This is a genomic window from uncultured Tateyamaria sp. (genome assembly GCF_947504105.1).
Taxonomy (GTDB): Bacteria; Pseudomonadota; Alphaproteobacteria; order Rhodobacterales; family Rhodobacteraceae; genus Tateyamaria.
In genome coordinates this window covers 24,607-42,862 of record NZ_CANNGP010000037.1, presented here as the reverse complement: position 1 = coordinate 42,862, position 18,256 = coordinate 24,607, and the positions used below count along the sequence as shown (strand labels likewise).

Genomic DNA, 18,256 nt, shown 5'->3' with positions numbered 1-18,256 from the left:
GAATAGCAGCCTAAATGAACCCCTGATCCATCTTAAACCGGCTGCAAATTGGTCGAAAATCTAGGACCACCTCTCTTAGCGCACACCGAATGGCACCGTTAGGTCGGGTTCAACGGACGCTCACCCTTCTGACTTAATCTTCTGCTTTTCTCCTGAAGCTTGCATGATGGCAGGCGGTGGAAACTACTGACCAATGCAACTAGTTTCTTAAGTTCTTTTCTTAGTAGCACACTAACATGGAGCTGAACCACGAGTTATGATTACCAACCTGTGATCAAGAGGTAAGATCAGCGTAATATCTAGTGTCATGAGCCTATATCGAGCCTAAAAAATCAAAAAGCCATCTAAGTCTTTGATTTTATGGTGCCCGGGGGCGGAATCGAACCACCGACACGAGGATTTTCAATCCACTGCTCTACCCCTGAGCTACCCGGGCACGGGTGAAGCCTGAGGCTTCGGGTGGGCGCGTGATAAGCGTATCGTCAGGCACTGTCCATAGCTAAATCACACCAAATGCCTAGTGTGGCAAAAGGACTATCTTCATCCGTCACATTCCTCTCGTCTTCGCGCTGAGAAGGGACAGCGTAAGCACCGTTCATCCATCGCGCCAAGTCGATGTCTGCGCAACGTCGCGAACAGAAGGGTCGGTACATTTTGACCGTTTGTTCATTGCAGATTGGGCACGTCACAACAGCACCTCGGTCAATGGCAGTCGTGCGCGCTTTCGTTGCAGTTCGAAGTGACCAAGCGGCGTCCAACCTGCCATCACCGTATCCACATCGTCCTTGCGCAGCGCCGCGCGCAATGTTGCCTCGAAAGTCTTGCGTTCCTTTTTGGGCATAGGTGCAAGATCTATTGTAATCTGTCCGCCTAAGCCTCGCACGCGCAAGGCAGACGGTAGCATGCGGGCGCAGGTGAGGTTCGCTTTCAAACCCGCGGCAAAGGAGCCGTCGGCACCCGTGTTCACATCTACCGCGACCAATGCCCGCGTTGCCTCGATAAACATACTGCCATTTGCGCCCAAGCTCACACGCGCCGCCCTCGCGCTGTCCAGCGCGTCAAGAACACCATTTACTTCAAAACAACCCGGGTCTGTCACGATAGCGGCTGGGTCCCCCCAGTCACGCCAGGCCAAGACGTGTGGACTATCGCCTTCCAGAAGGTTCTCGGGACCAGAGCCTTGATCATCCGCCACAGTCTCCGCCAAACCACGCATCGCGGCGATGTCTTCCGACACAGCTTCTGCATCCGCGCCTGCCGCAGCGGAGCGTAGGATCAGACCCATCTGGCTCCCGTCCATTCCATCATGCGCCAAGGCCATAAGTTCATCGCGGATATCGTCATCCCGAATGCTGCGGGACAGGTTCAGACCTGGCGCATCAGGCGTGACGATCGCGTAACGGCTTTTGAGCAGTATCTTGTGGCTGACAGGGATCGCCTTGCCCGGCTCGGCATATCCAGTAACCTGCACCAAAAGCGTCTCGCCCTGCCCGATCCCCTTCACACCGCGCAGATACGCCGCACCATCAGGGGTCTTGAGAAATACGCCCCCCTGCCCTTTAACCGGTCTGTCCGTGACAGCACGATAAATGGTTCCTGGGCGGGGCAGATCAGAGTCGATCAATACATCATCCAGGTGCCCGTCGACCATAAGCGCAGCCGCTTCCCGATCATTCATATGATCAAGCAGTATCTGGCGGCCCTTCATGTCCAAACCTTCACGCCTGCGGCCTGCAACAGCCCTGCTGTCTCGGCAAGCGGCAAACCTACAATGGCCGAGAACGACCCCGAAATCCACGGGATCAACGCACCAGCTGGCCCCTGGATCCCATATCCTCCAGCCTTGCCACGCCAGTCATCCGTTGCAAGATAACCCGCGATTTCGCCGTCGGCCAAAACCTTCATTCGCACTGTGCTGACAACGTCACGCTCCCAAATCTGGTCGCCCTTTCGTACAGCCACCGCCGTTATGACGCGGTGACGGCGACCCGACAGAAGGGTCAGGAATGCGCGTGCTTCTGTCGCATCAGCAGGTTTGCCCATAATGCGGCGCCCCAATGCAACGGTTGTGTCCGCGCACAGGACGACGTCGTTGTCGTCGGCAGTTACCACGGCCACCTTTTCCCGCGCCATGCGGGAACAATAGGGCCGCGGCAATTCCGACCTGCCCGGCGTTTCATCTATGTCAGGCGGGCGTACATCATCAGGCACAACGCCCAATTGCCCGAGCAACTCAAACCGCCTCGGACTTCCCGATCCCAGAACAAACGCCACGAAAGTGGCTTATTTGAAGCGGTAGTTGATCCGACCTTTGGTCAGATCATAGGGGGTCATCTCGACCTGTACCTTGTCGCCTGCCAGAACGCGGATGCGGTTCTTGCGCATTTTTCCTGCCGTGTGTGCGATGATCTCATGGCCATTCTCAAGCTCGACCCGAAACGTCGCATTGGGCAGGAGTTCCTTCACGACACCGGGAAATTCGAGCGTATCTTCCTTGGCCATGGTCTCTCCTTCATTACACCGCCCGCCGATATGCGGACGCGCCACTAAATGCGCCTCCGCGCCCCATAATTCAAGGGCTAATCAGGTCAGTGCCACGACTGTGACAGGATCGGCACGGCCGATCTGAGCGTCCCAGTCCCTGCGGTTCAGGACGCCACCGTTCGCCCGTACTGCTGCAACATGAGCCAAATCAATTTCACCAAAAACCCAACCCGGCGCGTTCAACGCGCCCAGTGCGATGACACCGTCATCCGGAAAGCCATGATCTGGTGGGCCAAAGATACCGCCTGCGCCAACAGAAACGTCAACTGCTTCTGACCAGGGAGCATCACCAACAACGGATGACATAACTGTAACGCACTGGTTTTCCAGCGCGCGGGCCTGTGCGCCGATCCGGACCCGGGAGTAACCGGACAAGGCCTCGGTCACAGACGGCACTAGAATAATGTCAGCCTCCGCCAAGGCACGCCCCAAAAGCGGGAACTCACTATCGTAGCATATCAGAATACCAATCCGCCCCAAGGACGTGTCGAACAATTGCAAAGGGCCGCCGGGCGCGACATTCCAAGTCTCCGCTTCGAACCGGGTCATGATCTGTTTGTCTTGCACGCCAATAGCTCCACCCGGTGCAAAGAGACGCGTTCGGTTCACAGGACGAGCGCCGTCATAGTGCCCGACGAACCCGGCCGGACCAGAAGCCGCAAGAATGTGACCCCCAAACTGGACAGCAAGATGGCTATGCAAAGCATCCGCATCGGGCAACCTGTCGGCCACAGCAAACAGCGATGCCTCAAGATCGCCAGCAACGTCCAAACCTGCAAGTGTGGCCAATTCCATCGCGCCATACTCCGGAAAGACCAATAAATCTGCGCCAGCGGTCGCTGCTTCGCTCACCCACGCTGTCAGCTTGTCTTCATAAGCCGCCCAATTGGGCAAGACATCGAGGGGGTAAGAGGCTGTTGCAATCTTCATACCCTGTTCTGCCTTACTCTGTTCACTTGACGCAAGCCGCGCCGCCTTCTTCCGAAATTCGAAATGAAACACGGATAGAACCTGATTTTTCTTGACCGAGCGACCTTCAAACATTCAAAGAATACGAAACTAGGGAAGGGTGATGGATGTTGAGCAAGGGCGTTACCCTGCGTGGCCTCGAAGTGTTCGAAGCGCTCGCCGCTACGGGGTCAGTTGCGCAAGCCGCGACAGTAACAGGGCTTAGCCAACCCGCTGTCAGCCAACAATTGCGAAACCTCGAAACCGCTCTGGCGACCGACCTTGTCGATCACGGCAAACGCCCAATGCGGCTTACGCCTGCCGGCACCAGCTTCCTCGCCCGTGCGGAAGCGGCCTTGTCGCAACTACGCCTTGCACAATCCGAGTTGACCGTCATGGATCTGGCACATCTGTCGGCATTGTCCATCGGAGTTATCGACGACTTTGAGAACGACCTGACCCCGCGGCTGGTTACAATCCTGGCCGACAGCCTGACCCGCTGCAAATTCACACTGGCTACCGCCCCCAGCCACGAGATCCTCCAAGCCATAGCCGACAAAAGCCTGCATATCGCCATTTCTGCAAGCGATGGCACAATGCGCGACGGAGTTCTTGAGTACCCACTGGCGCGCGACCCCTTCATTCTGGTCGCCCCGCGCGGCGTGGTACGTGACGGCAACCCGATGTCCATACTACCAGATTTGCCCTTTCTAAGGTACGAGAGGGAGCAGCTGATCTCACGCCAGATCGAAGCACATCTGGCCCGGCAAAAGCTTGACTTCGTGGATCGTTTCGAAATTGGCAGCCATCTGGCCCTGATGGCGATGGTCGCACGACGCATTGGTTGGGCCGTCACAACGCCGCTAGGCTATATGCGCGCTGGCCGCTTCCATGATCAGGTGGATGCGTTCCCCCTTCCCTTCAAGCCTTTCTCACGTACCATATCACTTTATGCGAGTGCGGATTGGGCGGGCGAGGTGCCAACCGATGTGGCCAACACGATGCGACGCCTGATCAAGACACACATGATGGATCCCGCATTGACGCAATTGCCGTGGCTCGCGAGCGAGTTGCGTTTGCTCGACGGCTGACATCTTGCACTTGTTGTCGAGGTGCGTCCACATGGTCACACAAAAGCAAGGAGATGCATGATGTCCGCACCGTCCATCGTGATCCTGACCGGCGCCGGGATTTCAGCTGAAAGTGGTCTCGGAACGTTTCGGGACGAAGGTGGGCTTTGGGCACAACACCGGATCGAGGATGTCGCCACACCTGAAGGCTTTGCGCGCAATCCCCAACGGGTTGTCGACTTCTACAACGCACGTCGCGCACAAGCGGCCGAGGCCAGCCCGAACGCAGCCCACGCAGCGCTGGCGCGGCTGCAGGCCGAACATTTGGGTGATGTGACATTGGTGACCCAGAACGTGGATGATCTGCATGAAAAGGGTGGCAGCGGGGATGTTATCCACATGCACGGCGCGCTGGCCTCTGCCCTGTGCGCTGCATGCGAACATCGCTGGCCCGCCCGCCTGGAGATGTCTGTCGGGGAAGAATGCCCTGCCTGCGCTGCCCCGACCATCCGGCCTGACATCGTATGGTTTGGTGAAATTCCCTATCACATGGAACGGATCGAGCGCGCACTGGCCAACGCCGACATTTTCGCAGCCATTGGCACGTCAGGCAACGTGTATCCAGCTGCCGGCTTTGTGCAGATGGCCCGCCATGTCGGGGCCGAGACGGTCGAGATGAACCTAGAGCCAGGCGAGAATGTAGGTCTGTTTGATGATATTCGCGAGAGCAAAGCATCGGAAACGGTGCCGAACTGGGTGGCAGAAGTTCTGGCTGGGTAACGCGGATCAAGACCTGCCCCACAATGTCTCAATCTGCGGCACGACATAGGTGGCAAACGGCTGGGCAATCCCTGCAACGCTTACGCCGCAACAACAGTAACGCGGTCTTGATCCGCCAGTCTTCAGTGCGAGTGACTTCCGTGAGCACCCGCTTCAGGCTTGCGTGTATTGTCGATAGGTATCGTTACCTCAACCTCGCCTGCATTCTCAAAGACCAAGGTGACATCGATGGTCGCGTCTTGCTCCAGCGGGCCGGTCAGGCCCATCAGCATGACGTGGTCCCCGCCCCGCACCATATGATATGTGCCGCCAGCGGGAAGGGGGACACCGCCCTCGATTTCAGTCATCTGCATAACACCGTCGCTCACCTCAATATGAGTATGCAACTCCACACGGGACGCGGCATCCGTGCTGGCGGAAACTAGCGTATCATCCTGTCCGGTGTCGTTGCGGATCATCATGAAGGCCGCGCCGGATTTGGCAGCCGGGCTGGCAGCCCGCGCATAGGAGTCCATGACTGTAATACCATCGGCAAAAGCTGGAACAGATAGAAACGTGACCGCAAACATAGCGGTAAGGTTAGTGCGAAAGGACATGTGGCCCTCCTGTCGTGAGAATCTTCTATGATTGGGAATCTGGATCAGATCGAAACAGGAGGCGCCCGCGCAGACGCCATTATCAAGGGCATGCCTTCATACCGTTCAACCGGCATTGGAGCGCATACTTGAATACCAATGTCGAACCATATCGGAACAACACTGGGTGAGGCCACAGCTGCAAAAAGATGCAGGGCGCAATCGGGACACAAGTGCGGCGTCGCCGTTGGTTGGCCTTCGGCATCAACAAAGACGATAGCCAGCCACCGCAGTGCCCGAGCAAATCACGATCTGATCGACCGCCTGCGGTGCACCACGTGCCATTGCAGCGCTGTGGCTTGTCACCAACAGCACAAGGCTCAGGGCTATGGACGCAAAAACGCGATACATACTAACTATTTAGATGGATTTTACCCGCATCTCAACTGCGGCACAGTTGCCATCTGTGTGCGTCGCAATTGAAAATAGTCGCGACAACAAGAAAACCCCGCTTTCAACAGAAAGCGGGGCCACAAGCTCGAAACCATTGAGGTTACGCGGCGGCGGCTTGCGCCTTTGCGATCTCTTTCTTCACCTTCAGGGCGCGATCCGACAGCTCAACGTCCTTGGCCTTGGCCAAGTACGCGTCCAAACCCCCGCGGTGGTCAACCGACCGCAGCGCCGCGGCCGAGATGCGGAACTTTACGCCACGCCCCAGAGTCTCGGATTGAAGGGTTACGTCGTTCAGGTTCGGCAGAAAACGCCGACGTGTTTTGTTGTTGGCATGGCTGACATTGTTGCCAGTCATCGGGCCTTTACCGGTCAGTTCGCATACGCGCGACATCAGTCTATCCTCTTCTCCGCTCTGTCGCTCATTCCGCGATGTTGGACTTGAAACGACATAGGCACCGCACGCTGGGCGGCACCATCGAAATTCGTTTGCTGGCTTTAGGGGGAATCGCGTGCAGGGTCAACCCGACCATCACCGAAATTGGCTTCCAACGCCTGAAGCGTGTCAGAGGCAGCCTTAGCGGGATCAAGCGTCCCGTCCGCCACGGCCTCGCCCAGCCTTTGCATCACTGTTTTGGCCGCCGCGGTTTCAAGCTTTGACAAAAGAGCCGACCGCACGTCCTCCTCGAACCAGTACCGCGCTTGCGCCGCACGCGTCGCGCCAAAAAAACCGGCTTCTCGCCGCCAGCTCATCAATGCTTGCATGTCACCCCAGGCGGTCGCCAGCCCGTCTCCAGTCATCGCTGACACCATAATCGCCTTTGGAAACCCATCCGGATCCTGCGGACGCTTACGCAACAGCCGCAGCGCACCGGCATAGTCCGCACAGGTGCGCGTGGCCGCTGGTTTCAGATCGCCATCCGCTTTGTTGATCAGTATCATGTCGGCCATCTCCATGATCCCGCGCTTGATGCCTTGCAGTTCATCTCCGCCTGCCGGGGCAAGCAGCAGCACGAATAGGTCCGCCATCTGTGCCACAATAGTTTCGGACTGGCCGACACCGACCGTTTCGATCAACACCACATCGAACCCCGCTCCTTCACACAGAGCAACAGCCTCGCGCGTGCGGCGAGCCACGCCACCCAAATGCGTCTGACTGGGAGACGGGCGGATAAAGGCGGCAGGTTCACGGCTCAGCCGATCCATGCGTGTCTTGTCCCCCAGGATCGATCCACCAGATCGTGCCGAAGAGGGATCGACAGCAAGCACCGCAACACGCAACCCGGCCTCGACAAGCATCATGCCAAAGGCTTCAATAAAGGTCGATTTGCCGACCCCGGGCGTGCCGGACAGGCCAATCCTCAATGCTTGCCGGTTTCGTGGCAGTGCTGCCAACACCTCGGTCGCCTGCACCCGATGATCCGTACGCCCGCTTTCTACCAGCGTGATGCCACGCGCCAGCGCCCGGCGTTCACCGGCTGCAATCCGCTCCGCAAGATCCTTTGTATCCATGCCGGTGTTTCTGCGGGGGCATCCCAAGAATGTCCAGTGTTGGCCGCCCATGTCACATGCGCCATAAGGCGACGTATGACCCGGTTGCCTATTGACGACATACTGCCCGACCTGATCGACGCACTGCAACAGCATGGGCGCGCCGTGCTGCAGGCCCCACCTGGTGCAGGCAAGACGACGCGGGTGCCACTTGCCATGCTTGACGCGGAATTGACCGAGGGGCGTATCCTAATGCTGGAACCACGTCGTCTGGCCGCACGCAGTGCCGCCGAAAGAATGGCATCAACCCTCGGTGAACGGCCAGGCCAGACCGTTGGTTATCGCATCCGCGGCGACAGCACGGTCAGTTCCTCTACCCGGGTCGAGGTTGTGACCGAAGGTATCCTAACGCGCATGCTGCAAGATGCCCCCGACCTGCCCGGTGTCGGGGCAGTGATCTTTGATGAATTTCACGAACGTTCCCTAAATGCCGACCTCGGCCTTGCCCTGTGCCTGGAGGTCGCGGAAGCGCTGCGCGATGACCTTATCTTGTTGGCCATGTCAGCCACGCTGGATGCCGCGCCAGTTGCAGAGGTGATGGATGCGCCGATCCTGACGTCGGAAGGTAAGAGTTTTGAAGTGACAGCGCATTGGCTTGACAAGCCCCTGCCCAAAACGACCCGCTTCGAAACCGCCATGGCAGACCGGATACGTTTGGCGCATAACAGTGAACCCGGTGGGCTGCTTGCCTTTCTGCCCGGTGAAGGCGAGATTCGGCGCACTGCCGCCCTCTTGTCCGATCTGCCGAACGTACAGCCGCTATTTGGAGCGATGGATTTCAAGGCGCAACGCGCTGCCATATCAACATCTGACCAGCGCAAGGTCGTGCTGGCCACCGCCATCGCCGAAACATCCCTCACCATTCCTGACATCCGCATCGTCGTAGATGGCGGGCGCGCGCGCCGCGCGCAATTCGATCCATCCTCGGGCATGTCTCGGCTGATCACCGAGAAGGCGACCAGGGCTGAGGCAACCCAACGGGCCGGCCGCGCAGGGCGCGTGGCTCCCGGGGTCGCCTATAAGCTGTGGACAAAAGGGGAAGACGGTGCACTATCCACCTTTCCACCTCCTGAAATCAGCGTGGGCGATTTGGCCAGTTTTGCGCTTGAACTTGCTATCTGGGGCGGCGGTGAGCACGGTCTGCGATTTGTCACGCCACCGCACGACGGGCGTTTGGCCGAAGCGCGCGCAGTATTGCAAATGCTAGGCGCGCTGGACGCAAACAGCAGGATCACGGATCATGGTCGGCAGCTTGCCCGAGAACCCTTGCATCCAAGGCTTGCGCACATGTTGGTCACGGCCGGAAAACAGGCAGCACCGCTGGCCGCGCTGCTCGCAGATCGTGATCCGCTCCGAAACCGGGGCATGGATCTTGCTCTACGGTTGCGCGCGCTGGAACGCCCCGGCGACTTCGGCGAAAGTGTTCATCTCGGTGCGGTTGCACGGATTAAGGAAGAAGCCAAACGGCTTGCCAAAAAGCAGCAGAGCGGCCCCGAGCTTGGAACCGCCGTCATGGCCGCACTGGCATATCCTGATCGGGTTGGATTGCGGCGGTCCGGAGATACACCCCGCTACGTTCTGTCGGGGGGCAAAGGCGCAATCATGCCAGATGGGGATGCTCTTGCCAGCCAAAAGTTGATCGTGGCCACTGATCTTGACGGCAACCCGCGAGAAGCGCGGATCAGGCAGGCCGCCGTACTGTCCTTGTCCGAACTGGAGGCGCTGTTTGCGGACCAGATCGGGTGGGCAAACATCTGCACTTGGTCCAAACGGGATGGAATGGTCCTTACCCGTACGCAACGACGCTTTGCGGCACTCGTACTTGAGGATCGACAATGGCAGGACGCCCCGGACGAAGCAGTAGCGCAGGCCATGTTGGAAGGTGTTCGACAGATCGGGCTATACCCGTCCAAGGCAGCCAAGCGACTCATGGCACGTGCAGCATTGATGGAGGGAAGCTTCCCCGACCTGAGCGAAAACAACCTGAACAGCACCCTCGAGAATTGGCTGTTACCACACCTGACCGGAGTGCGAACAACAGCAGATTGGAAATCCTTCGACATTCTGCCTGCCTTGCAGGCGCATCTTGGATGGGAAAACAAGCAAAGGCTCGACCGTGCTGTACCCGGGCACTTTGAAACGCCTCTGGGGCGACGGATTCCAATTGATTACGATGAAGCTGTGCCCGGCATCTCGGTGCGCCTGCAAGAGATGTTTGGTGTCACCAGGCACCCGATCGTGGGCACCGTACCACTACAAGTCACATTGCTTTCGCCTGCGCAACGTCCTGTACAGGTCACATCGGACTTGCCCGGCTTCTGGGACAATTCCTACGCCGATGTGCGCAAGGACATGCGAGGGCAATACCCGAAACACCCTTGGCCCGAAGACCCGACACAAGCTGACCCCACACTCAGGGCAAAGCCAAGGCGTTAAGTATTGTCCGGCTGCTGTCGGATGTCGGTCGGTGTCAGTCCCGGCGATCCATTTCCCGCAACTTCCGCCTGACGGATCAATGTGCTCATCCGGGCATTCAAAGGGGCTTGTCGCCCATACTGTTCAGCAAGTGCAAGGATCGCACCCTGCAAGGCATCAATTTCGGTCCGGCGGCCCTGATTCAGATCATCCCACATGGATGATCGGGCCTGCGCATCAATGGTCAACATCTGCGCTGCAATCCGGCGAAACAACGGTGTGGGCAAACGCAAAATATGAGGGATCAGGTGAGGCGGCGCAGACATCGTCTTGGCAGGCTTGATCCCTGCGGCGGACAGGATGCGAAGCGCCTCGGCCATCTGATCCGCCATCAGGCGGCGCCACGCCCGATCTTGCAATTGTGTCAGCAATGGCAAATCGGACAGCGCATTGATCGCATTGCCAAGATTGATCAGCAGCTTGCCCCACTGCACAGCTTCGATGTTGTCGACCTGTCGCCATGCAAGGGTCGGCGTGTCGAAGTCTGGCAACGGACCGGCTTCGACCAGAATTTCGCCGGATGTTGCGCGGTGAAAATGCACCGGGCTTTCGGGTACAACGTTAAAAGGAACCATGGCCGCGCGCACGTCCGCACCAGGAAGTGCGGCACGCAAAAGAGAGGCATTTTCGACCCCGTTTTGCAAGCTGACGACCTGTGCCGACGGCGCATGCGTGGCAATGCTCTGAGCCATGACTGCAGTGTCCCCGGATTTCACGCAAACAAGGATAACATCCGCGTCGACGAGCGCAGCCCCCGGCGTATCGACAATCTGCGGGGCAGGTAAGTGAAACTCGTTACCGTCAAAGTCGGTCACGCGCAGGCCGTCACGTGCACAGTTTTCCACAAGACGTCGCCGGGCCAGAAAACGCACGTCGTGCCCCGCCGCCGCAAGCAAACCACCGACGTAACAGCCGATGCTGCCTGCCTCTGCGATCGCTATGCGCGCGTGGTCCACCAGCTCAGACGCCCAAGCACCAACGCATGATCGCCTTCTGCGCGTGCAGGCGGTTCTCGGCTTCATCAAAGATGACCGAGTGCGAGCCGTCCATCACCTCGGACGTCGCTTCGTCGTCACGGTGGGCCGGCAGGCAGTGCATGAACAGGCTATCAGGCTTGGCCTTTGCCATCAGGGCCGCGTTGACCTGATATCCGCGCAGCTGATTGTGACGCCGCTCTCGCGCCGATTGAGGATCATGCATACTGACCCATGTGTCGGTTACAACCAGATCAGCACCTTGCACGGCCTTATCGGGATCGCGTTCGGTGGTATAGAGACCATCCAATGCGCGCTCCGGGTCCAGTGGCTCGGGACCGGTAAAGATCAGCTCAAATTCGAATTGTTTGGCTGCATGGGCAAAGCTGGCAAAAACGTTGTTGCCATCACCCGACCACACGACCTTCTTGCCCTTGATTGGGCCACGATGCTCTTCGAACGTCATGACATCCGCCATAATCTGACAGGGGTGCGTGCGGTTTGTCAGTCCATTGACCACAGGCACGGACGCATACTCGGCCATCTCGAGCAATGTTGCTTCCTCGAATGTTCGGATCATGATCAGGTCAACATAGCGGTTGAGCACGCGCGCGGTATCGGCAATGGTCTCTCCGTGACCAAGCTGCATATCGTTGCCCGACAATACCATGGTTTGCCCGCCCAACTGGCGCACGCCGACATCAAAAGACACGCGCGTCCGGGTCGAGGGTTTTTCGAAAATCAGAGCAACCATATGGCCTGCCAAAGGCTGGTCGTCATCCTGCGTGCCCTTGGGACGACCAGCGCGTGCAGTTTTCATGGTCTGTGCGCTGTCGATGATCTGCCGCAGGTCTGCCTGGCTGGTGGTGTGGATATCTAGGAAATGGGTCATGACAGTGTCTCTTGGATCCAGAGAACCAGAGGCATACAGCCCCGCAGTGCTCCGAGTTTAACTTGGTGTGTGGACGGGTCAGGCAGCGATGGTCATTGCCGCTTTATCAAGACGATCAACAGCATCGGCAATCTCTTCATCGGATATGGTCAGTGGCGGCAGCAAACGGACTGTGTTGTCCGCGGCAGGCACCGTTATGACCTCATGACCATAACCCGCCGCAACGACATCGCCACATGCGACCCTGCATTTGATTCCCAACATCAGGCCAGCCCCCCGCACCAGTTCGAACACATCGGGATAGGCAGCGACCAACCCTTCGAGCTTTTGGCGCAAAAGTCCTGCCTTGCGGTTCACATCATTCAGAAACGCGGGATCAGCAACGATATCCAACACTGCACATCCCACTGCACAGCCCAGCGGGTTGCCACCATACGTGGATCCATGGGTCCCCGCAGTCATACCGCCAGCCGCATCCTCGGTTGCCAGGACAGCACCGAGTGGGAAGCCGCCTCCGATGCCTTTAGCCACCATCATGATGTCCGGCTCAATGCCTGCCCATTCGTGGGCAAAGAGTTTGCCGGTGCGCCCCACACCGCACTGCACCTCGTCAAGGATCAGGAGAATGTCCTTCTCATCACAAAGGTCGCGCAACCCCTTCAGGCACTGATCCGGCATGGGGATGATCCCGCCTTCGCCCTGTACAGGCTCGACCATGATTGCAGCCGTCGTTTCTGTGATGGCCGCCGCGATTGCATCGTGATCACCAAAGGTTAGATGCGTGAAACCCGGCAGCAAAGGGCCGAAACCCTTCGTCATCTTCTCCGACCCTGCGGCAGCGATGCCGGCCGAGGATCGACCATGAAAGCTGCCCGAAAAGGTTATGATATCAATCTTGTCCGGGTGTCCTTTGTCGTACCAGTACTTGCGGGCCATCTTGACCGCCAGCTCGCATGCCTCTGTGCCCGAGTTGGTGAAGAACACCGTATCAGCGAATGTTGCTTCGACCAACTTGTCGGCGAGCGCTTGTTGTTGCGGGATATGGTATAGGTTCGACGTGTGCCATAGCGTGCCCGCCTGCTCGGCCAATGCCTGTGTCAACGCCGGATGGGCATGGCCGAGTGCATTCACCGCAATTCCAGCCCCGAGATCAAGAAAACGTCGGCCATCCGCCTCAATCAGCCAAGTGCCCTCGCCTTTGACAAAGGTCAAAGGAGCGCGATTATAGGTCGGCAGAACGGACGTGATCATCGGGATCATCCTTTTTGGAAAACCTAGGCGTCAAAGCACGTTGGTGCATGAGGCATCAGGCGGGGTCAACATATTTGAGGAGTGGGGTGCCATCACGGCACATCAAGATCGGGCGCAGTAGTCAGCTGCGTCGCAGAATTCGTTGGAATTGTACAAAGTCGATCATGCTGATCGTTTAGATCATTCGAGCCGGGCTTGCCAGTAAAAATGCGCTTGCGCTTGGGTCCACTTGGGCGCAGGCACGCGATATGTACATGCCCAAGGCTGAGAACCCTGTCCTTGCCGCCCTGCTGATTATCGTGGCGTGCGCCTTCATCGCTGCGACGACCTTGTTTGCATAGGCGCTCGGAACGAACCAGTTCGGTCCCGCACTGCATCCGTTCCAGATCAGCTTTGGCCGGTTTCTGTTTGCTTTCCTCGCTCTCAGCATGGCCGCATTGGTGCTGCGGCCAGAGTTGCAGCGACCCCATCTCGGCCTCCACCTGGCACGTACGTCCAGTGGATGGGCCGGCGTGACACTGATGTTCGCCTCAGTCGCGTACATTCCGCTGGCAGACGCCACCGCAATTTCATTTTTAAACCCAGTCTTCGGCATGATCCTTGCCATTCCACTATTGGGCGAACGGGTCGGCAAGTGGCGCTGGCTGGCCGCCGCAATCGCCCTTGTCGGTGCGATGATCCTGTTGCGACCGACACCGGCCAGCTTTCAACCCGCAGCGCTTCTGGCCTTGGGTGCTGCCATGGCGTTGGGGCTCGAGCTGAGTTTCATAAAGAAACTGACAGGACGAGAGGGGCCGTTTTCGATCCTGCTGGTCAACAACGCCATTGGCCTTTGCATCGCGGGGTTGGCTGTATCCTTCGTTTGGCGATCTCCCTCTGTCAGCCAATGGGCGCTCATGGCAGGGGTCGGATGTGCCATGGCGGCGGCGCAGACGTGCTTTGTCAACGCCATGGCGAGAGCCGACGCCAGCTTCGTTGCCCCCTTCAGCTACGCAACCCTGATCTTTGCAGCAGTGTACGACATCGCTTTCTACGGCGTAGTCCCCGATGCGATCACCATCTTGGGTGCCGGCATCATCATCGCGGGCGCATTGCTTTTGGCCTGGCGCGAAGGGCTGCGTGCATCCCCCAAAGCCTCAGGTCGTCCCTTGTAACTTTGGCCTGCGTGACTACTATAGGGCGCTGACACTGAAAAGAGACACAAGGCGGCCCCACGCGAGGCCGCTTTTTAGATCGGAAAGCCTGCTGATGTCCTGGACCGACGAACGCGTTGAACTGTTGAAGAAAATGTGGGGCGAAGGCCAATCGGCCAGCCAGATTGCCAAGGAACTTGGCGGCGTCACCCGCAATGCGGTGATAGGCAAGGTGCACCGTCTTGGCCTTTCAAACCGCGCTGGCGGTGGCGGCAGCGCAAGCACTGCCAAGGCGGAAGCCAAACCCAAAGCGCCGCCCAAGGCCAAAGCCGAACCCAAGGCACAGCCCAAAACGGAACCGGCCGTCAAACCAGTGCCGGAGACCAAAGCCGTGGTTCCGGCCCGTAAACAGATCATTCCGGCAGGCCAACCCCTGCCCCCGCAGCCTTCGGCCAACGAAATCAGCCCGGAGGCTCTGGCAAAGGTCAACGAGGTCGAGAAGAAGGCCAAAAAGATCAGCCTGATGGAGTTGACTGAGCGGACATGTAAGTGGCCCGTGGGTGATCCGGCCACCGACAATTTCTGGTTTTGCGGGCTGCCTGTACAACAGGGCAAACCTTACTGCGAGGCGCATGTCGGTGTCGCATTCCAACCGATGTCATCGCGCCGGGATCGCCGCCGTTAACCCCAAAGCCGTCTGACGACGACACCATGGATTAGGGGGCTTTGCCCCCGGCTTGGGGGCCTCCCCCATGGTATTTTCGGTCAGAAGAAGACAGGCTTTTCAGAATTGGGCGGTCGGGTCGGTTGTCGCCTGCGCAGGTATGGGCCAGACGACACAGCCTATCGCACATGGCCAAAAGATCCACGATTTTAGCGATTTTGGCTTCGATGGCATTCACGTGTATCTGTGTAGTCTTGTGGACGTCTGCGCTTGCCCGGCCCCGGTCTTCCCACAAGGCCAACCGTCATCTGCAATCTTCAACGGAAAAGCCGAGCGCCCGTGCGCGTACTAGAAACGCCAGTTGATGAATATGCGTATCTCTAAAATCCCGATACCCGTTTGCACTGCGATCCGGGTTGATAAGCCAAATCTCTTCTTAGTAGCGAACTGTTTCAGGCGGCAGCTTGGTACCGTTTGCAGCTTGCGAGATATTCATGTGGCCCCCTTCGTGCGCAGGCGCAATGCGTTTGTGACGACAAATACGGAAGACAAAGCCATGGCCAGCGCAGCCAGAGCCGGCGAGAGCTGCGGGCCATCAAACGGCACAAGGATGCCTGCGGCCACCGGGATGAGGGCAGTGTTGTAAACGAAAGCCCAGCCCAGGTTTTGCCATATGTTACGCAACGTGGCGCGGCTTATGCGCAATGCGCGCAAGACTGCAGCCGGCTCCGACGACATCAGGACCACATCTGCCGCTTCTATCGCCGCATCCGTAGCGCCGTTCACGGCAAGCCCCACATCTGCCGCGGCCAACGCCGGGGCGTCATTCAAGCCATCCCCAACAAATGCAACGGGACCATGTGAAGCACGCAAACTGCGGAGCGCATCGACTTTCTGATCTGGCTTTACGCCAGCGATGACGGTCCCGATCTGCAACGCTGCCGCAGTATGCCTTGCGGCAGCAGGCGTATCGCCAGAGATCATTGCGACATTACGACCCTGAGCCTTCAGTACGGCAATGGCATCTGCTGCGCCTTCTCTTATCGTATCACGGACAGCCAATGCAGCTGTGTGTTGTCCATCCATTGCGACATGCACAACCGTCGCGCCCGTGTCCGACCAGCGTTCAGCAGTTTCGGTCAAAGCGTCGTCCGGTGTTATCGTCGCTTGCGTAAGCATATCGATATTACCGACAACCACATTTCGCCCTTCTACAACTGCCGCCGCACCCGCTCCAAGCACAGCATGAAAATCCGTAACAGCTTTGGGAACAGTAGATACTGCAGCGACTATGGCCCGACCTATTGGATGCTCGGATAGGCTTTCCACACCTGCAGCCATGCTTAGAACAGATGTCTCATCTCCACCTACCGCCAGCGCGATCTCGTCCAATTGTGGCGTGCCATGGGTCAGTGTCCCGGTCTTGTCAAATGCCACAACCCGGGCATTCTGCATTCGTTGCAGCGCATCGCCCTTGTGAAACAGCACACCCAATTCTGCCGCGCGCCCTGTACCGACCATCACCGACATCGGCGTCGCCAAACCCATAGCGCAAGGGCACGCGATAATCAGTACTGACACGGCGGCCACCACAGCCGGTGCCAATCCGTCGACAGCCCACCAGGCGGCAAATGTTGCCGTGGCGATCAGTAGGACCACCGGCACGAACCATGCCGTAATCCGGTTGACCAAAGCCTCGACCGGCAATCGCGCGGCCTGAGCGTCACGGGTCAGGGCCGTGATACGTGCGAGCACCGTCTCTTCCCCAACATGAGTGGCACGCAGCGCCAGTGTTCCTGTCGTTGTCAACGTACCTCCAGTGACTGGATCTCCTGCCTGCTTCAGGACCGGCACAGGTTCACCCGTCAGCATGCTTTCGTCAACGTGGCTGTGACCATCGACCACAACGCCGTCCACGGGGATCCGCCCGCCCGACCGTACGCGCAACACATCACCTGTCTGCACAGCTGCAATCGGGACGATCTCGACGGCGCCATCATCCCGGACCCGTTCAGCTTCTTCAGGGCGCAGTCCCAACAACCGCCTTACTGCGTCGCCAGTATGACCCTTGGCGCGCGCTTCCAACCAACGGCCCATCAGGATCAGGGTCACAATCACGGCTGCCGCTTCGAAATAGACCCCTGCGGGAGGTAAAATGCCGGGGGCCAATACTGAAAAAGCCGAAAAGACAAACGCCGCGCCTGCCCCAAGCGCTACCAGTGCATCCATATCGGGACGCGCCTTGAACAGGTTGGGCAATCCACGACGAAAAAAACCTGCCCCCGGCCATGCAAGAACCACAGCCGTCAGCAAAAGCTGAAACAGGTGACTGTTGGCTACGCCAATGGTCCTGGCAACCCAGTGATGCAAAGGCGGGTACAAATGCCCTCCCATCTCGATCACAAACACCGGCAGGGTCAGTACAGCCGCCAATAAAAAACGGCGAAAAACGAGACGCGCTTCGTTCACTTCACCCGCATTATCTTCGGGTATGTCCGCTGGATAGCCAGCCGCCTTCAAAGCGTTGCGTAGCGCAGCATCAGACCCAAGAATATCGACCACAAGGGTTTTTGTGGGAAAGCGTACCTCGGCCTTCAGAACACCTGGAACCGCCTGGGCTACCGCCTCGATACGTCCGACACAGGACGCGCAGGACATGGACGGGACGTGCATGGTCATATGCCGTATCGCAGGCGGATAGCCCGCCTGATCAAGCGCCTCCATTGCTACATCCGCACTAACCCCAGAAATACGCGCACTATGATCCGCAAGGTTCACCCGTACATCATGCGCGCCCGGCAATGCCGTCAAAGCCGCCTCGGCACGCCCGATGCAAGATGCGCAGTGTAGCCCCTGCAACGTGAATGTTAGCGTGCGGTCGGTCATGTTGTGCACATAGGGCTTCCAGTCACTGGAACGTCAACCCCTTGATGAAACAAACCCAGCGCA

At 58.4% G+C, this 18,256-nt stretch carries 17 protein-coding genes, 1 tRNA gene and 2 pseudogenes; 5 read left to right on the top strand and 15 right to left on the bottom strand.

Annotated features, from left to right (window positions below):
• Positions 1-361: 361 nt before the first annotated feature.
• The 6 genes from Q1A75_RS18510 to Q1A75_RS18485 form a co-directional block, all read right to left on the bottom strand.
• Positions 362-436: transfer RNA gene (locus tag Q1A75_RS18510), tRNA-Phe, on the bottom strand.
• 46 nt (positions 437-482) lie between these two features.
• Positions 483-689: a DNA gyrase inhibitor YacG gene (yacG, locus tag Q1A75_RS18505; RefSeq protein ID WP_299553807.1), complete on the bottom strand. Its 207-nt coding sequence runs from the start codon at positions 687-689 to the stop codon at positions 483-485.
• Positions 686-1,708, bottom strand: a complete 1,023-nt coding sequence (locus Q1A75_RS18500) for a ribonuclease E/G (protein WP_299553804.1) — start codon at positions 1,706-1,708, stop codon at positions 686-688. The genes yacG and Q1A75_RS18500 overlap by 4 nt, the downstream gene beginning before the upstream one ends.
• Complete coding sequence (locus Q1A75_RS18495; protein ID WP_299553801.1) at positions 1,705-2,274, bottom strand: nucleoside triphosphate pyrophosphatase; 570 nt, start codon at positions 2,272-2,274, stop codon at positions 1,705-1,707. Before Q1A75_RS18495 ends, Q1A75_RS18500 begins: the two co-directional genes overlap by 4 nt.
• A gap of 9 nt (positions 2,275-2,283) precedes the next feature.
• Positions 2,284-2,502 carry a translation initiation factor IF-1 gene (gene infA / locus Q1A75_RS18490; RefSeq protein WP_005978431.1) on the bottom strand — a complete coding sequence of 73 codons (219 nt, stop codon included), beginning with the start codon at positions 2,500-2,502 and terminating at the stop codon, positions 2,284-2,286.
• A gap of 81 nt (positions 2,503-2,583) precedes the next feature.
• Positions 2,584-3,474 (bottom strand): carbon-nitrogen hydrolase family protein, encoded by an 891-nt coding sequence (locus Q1A75_RS18485; RefSeq protein ID WP_299553799.1) that lies wholly within the window; start codon positions 3,472-3,474, stop codon positions 2,584-2,586.
• 146 nt (positions 3,475-3,620) lie between these two features.
• Between Q1A75_RS18485 and Q1A75_RS18480 the strand changes: the two genes are divergently transcribed.
• A complete protein-coding gene (locus Q1A75_RS18480; protein ID WP_299553796.1) occupies positions 3,621-4,583 on the top strand; it encodes a LysR family transcriptional regulator in 963 nt (320 codons plus the stop codon).
• A 60-nt stretch (positions 4,584-4,643) separates the two neighbouring features.
• The gene (locus Q1A75_RS18475; RefSeq protein ID WP_299553793.1) at positions 4,644-5,342 is read left to right on the top strand and encodes an NAD-dependent deacylase; all 699 of its coding nucleotides are present in this window, start codon (positions 4,644-4,646) and stop codon (positions 5,340-5,342) included.
• Between the two features lie 122 nt (positions 5,343-5,464).
• Here the strand turns inward: Q1A75_RS18475 and Q1A75_RS18470 are convergent, their stop codons facing one another.
• The 4 genes from Q1A75_RS18470 to meaB all read right to left on the bottom strand — a co-directional run bounded on the left by Q1A75_RS18470 (position 5,465) and on the right by meaB (position 7,879).
• Positions 5,465-5,938, bottom strand: coding sequence for a copper chaperone PCu(A)C (locus Q1A75_RS18470; protein ID WP_299553790.1), 474 nt, complete (start codon positions 5,936-5,938; stop codon positions 5,465-5,467).
• A gap of 243 nt (positions 5,939-6,181) precedes the next feature.
• On the bottom strand, positions 6,182-6,328 hold the full coding sequence (locus Q1A75_RS18465; protein ID WP_299553788.1) for a hypothetical protein: 147 nt from the start codon (positions 6,326-6,328) through the stop codon (positions 6,182-6,184).
• Positions 6,329-6,470: 142 nt separating this feature from the next.
• Entirely contained in the window at positions 6,471-6,761 is a 291-nt protein-coding gene (gene rpmB / locus Q1A75_RS18460; RefSeq protein WP_299553786.1) for a 50S ribosomal protein L28, read from the bottom strand.
• Between the two features lie 104 nt (positions 6,762-6,865).
• On the bottom strand, positions 6,866-7,879 hold the full coding sequence (gene meaB / locus Q1A75_RS18455) for a methylmalonyl Co-A mutase-associated GTPase MeaB (RefSeq protein ID WP_299553783.1): 1,014 nt from the start codon (positions 7,877-7,879) through the stop codon (positions 6,866-6,868).
• A 75-nt stretch (positions 7,880-7,954) separates the two neighbouring features.
• On the opposite strand from meaB, the gene hrpB reads away from it, so the two are divergent.
• The gene (gene hrpB, locus Q1A75_RS18450; RefSeq protein WP_299553780.1) at positions 7,955-10,354 is read left to right on the top strand and encodes an ATP-dependent helicase HrpB; all 2,400 of its coding nucleotides are present in this window, start codon (positions 7,955-7,957) and stop codon (positions 10,352-10,354) included.
• Here hrpB and Q1A75_RS18445 read toward each other — a convergent pair.
• From Q1A75_RS18445 to Q1A75_RS18435, 3 genes are all read right to left on the bottom strand, one after another.
• Positions 10,351-11,349 carry a 2-dehydropantoate 2-reductase gene (locus Q1A75_RS18445; protein ID WP_299553777.1) on the bottom strand — a complete coding sequence of 333 codons (999 nt, stop codon included), beginning with the start codon at positions 11,347-11,349 and terminating at the stop codon, positions 10,351-10,353. The genes hrpB and Q1A75_RS18445 overlap by 4 nt on opposite strands.
• Before the next feature lie 4 nt (positions 11,350-11,353).
• A complete protein-coding gene (argF, locus tag Q1A75_RS18440) occupies positions 11,354-12,259 on the bottom strand; it encodes an ornithine carbamoyltransferase (protein WP_299553774.1) in 906 nt (301 codons plus the stop codon).
• A gap of 78 nt (positions 12,260-12,337) precedes the next feature.
• Positions 12,338-13,510, bottom strand: a complete 1,173-nt coding sequence (locus Q1A75_RS18435) for an aspartate aminotransferase family protein (RefSeq protein ID WP_299553771.1) — start codon at positions 13,508-13,510, stop codon at positions 12,338-12,340.
• Between the two features lie 248 nt (positions 13,511-13,758).
• Between Q1A75_RS18435 and Q1A75_RS18430 the strand changes: the two are divergent.
• Positions 13,759-14,664: pseudogene (locus tag Q1A75_RS18430) on the top strand (DMT family transporter).
• A gap of 94 nt (positions 14,665-14,758) precedes the next feature.
• Positions 14,759-15,328, top strand: coding sequence for a GcrA family cell cycle regulator (locus Q1A75_RS18425; RefSeq protein WP_299553768.1), 570 nt, complete (start codon positions 14,759-14,761; stop codon positions 15,326-15,328).
• A 31-nt stretch (positions 15,329-15,359) separates the two neighbouring features.
• Here the strand turns inward: Q1A75_RS18425 and Q1A75_RS18420 are convergent.
• Together Q1A75_RS18420 and Q1A75_RS18415 are read right to left on the bottom strand one after the other, a co-directional pair.
• Positions 15,360-15,803: pseudogene (locus tag Q1A75_RS18420) on the bottom strand (MerR family DNA-binding protein).
• A complete protein-coding gene (locus tag Q1A75_RS18415) occupies positions 15,800-18,193 on the bottom strand; it encodes a heavy metal translocating P-type ATPase (protein WP_299553765.1) in 2,394 nt (797 codons plus the stop codon). Before Q1A75_RS18415 ends, Q1A75_RS18420 begins: the two are co-directional and overlap by 4 nt.
• Between the last annotated feature and the right edge of the window lie 63 nt (positions 18,194-18,256).

Coding starts and splice junctions, on each gene's coding strand:
- Q1A75_RS18500 (WP_299553804.1), bottom strand. CDS start 1,708: ATGAAGGGCCGCCAGATACTGCTTGATCATATGAATGATCGGGAAGCG.
- infA (WP_005978431.1), bottom strand. CDS start 2,502: ATGGCCAAGGAAGATACGCTCGAATTTCCCGGTGTCGTGAAGGAACTC.
- Q1A75_RS18485 (WP_299553799.1), bottom strand. CDS start 3,474: ATGAAGATTGCAACAGCCTCTTACCCCCTCGATGTCTTGCCCAATTGG.
- Q1A75_RS18480 (WP_299553796.1), top strand. CDS start 3,621: ATGTTGAGCAAGGGCGTTACCCTGCGTGGCCTCGAAGTGTTCGAAGCG.
- Q1A75_RS18475 (WP_299553793.1), top strand. CDS start 4,644: ATGTCCGCACCGTCCATCGTGATCCTGACCGGCGCCGGGATTTCAGCT.
- Q1A75_RS18470 (WP_299553790.1), bottom strand. CDS start 5,938: ATGTCCTTTCGCACTAACCTTACCGCTATGTTTGCGGTCACGTTTCTA.
- Q1A75_RS18465 (WP_299553788.1), bottom strand. CDS start 6,328: ATGTATCGCGTTTTTGCGTCCATAGCCCTGAGCCTTGTGCTGTTGGTG.
- rpmB (WP_299553786.1), bottom strand. CDS start 6,761: ATGTCGCGCGTATGCGAACTGACCGGTAAAGGCCCGATGACTGGCAAC.
- meaB (WP_299553783.1), bottom strand. CDS start 7,879: ATGGATACAAAGGATCTTGCGGAGCGGATTGCAGCCGGTGAACGCCGG.
- hrpB (WP_299553780.1), top strand. CDS start 7,955: ATGACCCGGTTGCCTATTGACGACATACTGCCCGACCTGATCGACGCA.
- argF (WP_299553774.1), bottom strand. CDS start 12,259: ATGACCCATTTCCTAGATATCCACACCACCAGCCAGGCAGACCTGCGG.
- Q1A75_RS18435 (WP_299553771.1), bottom strand. CDS start 13,510: ATGATCACGTCCGTTCTGCCGACCTATAATCGCGCTCCTTTGACCTTT.
- Q1A75_RS18425 (WP_299553768.1), top strand. CDS start 14,759: ATGTCCTGGACCGACGAACGCGTTGAACTGTTGAAGAAAATGTGGGGC.
- Q1A75_RS18415 (WP_299553765.1), bottom strand. CDS start 18,193: ATGACCGACCGCACGCTAACATTCACGTTGCAGGGGCTACACTGCGCA.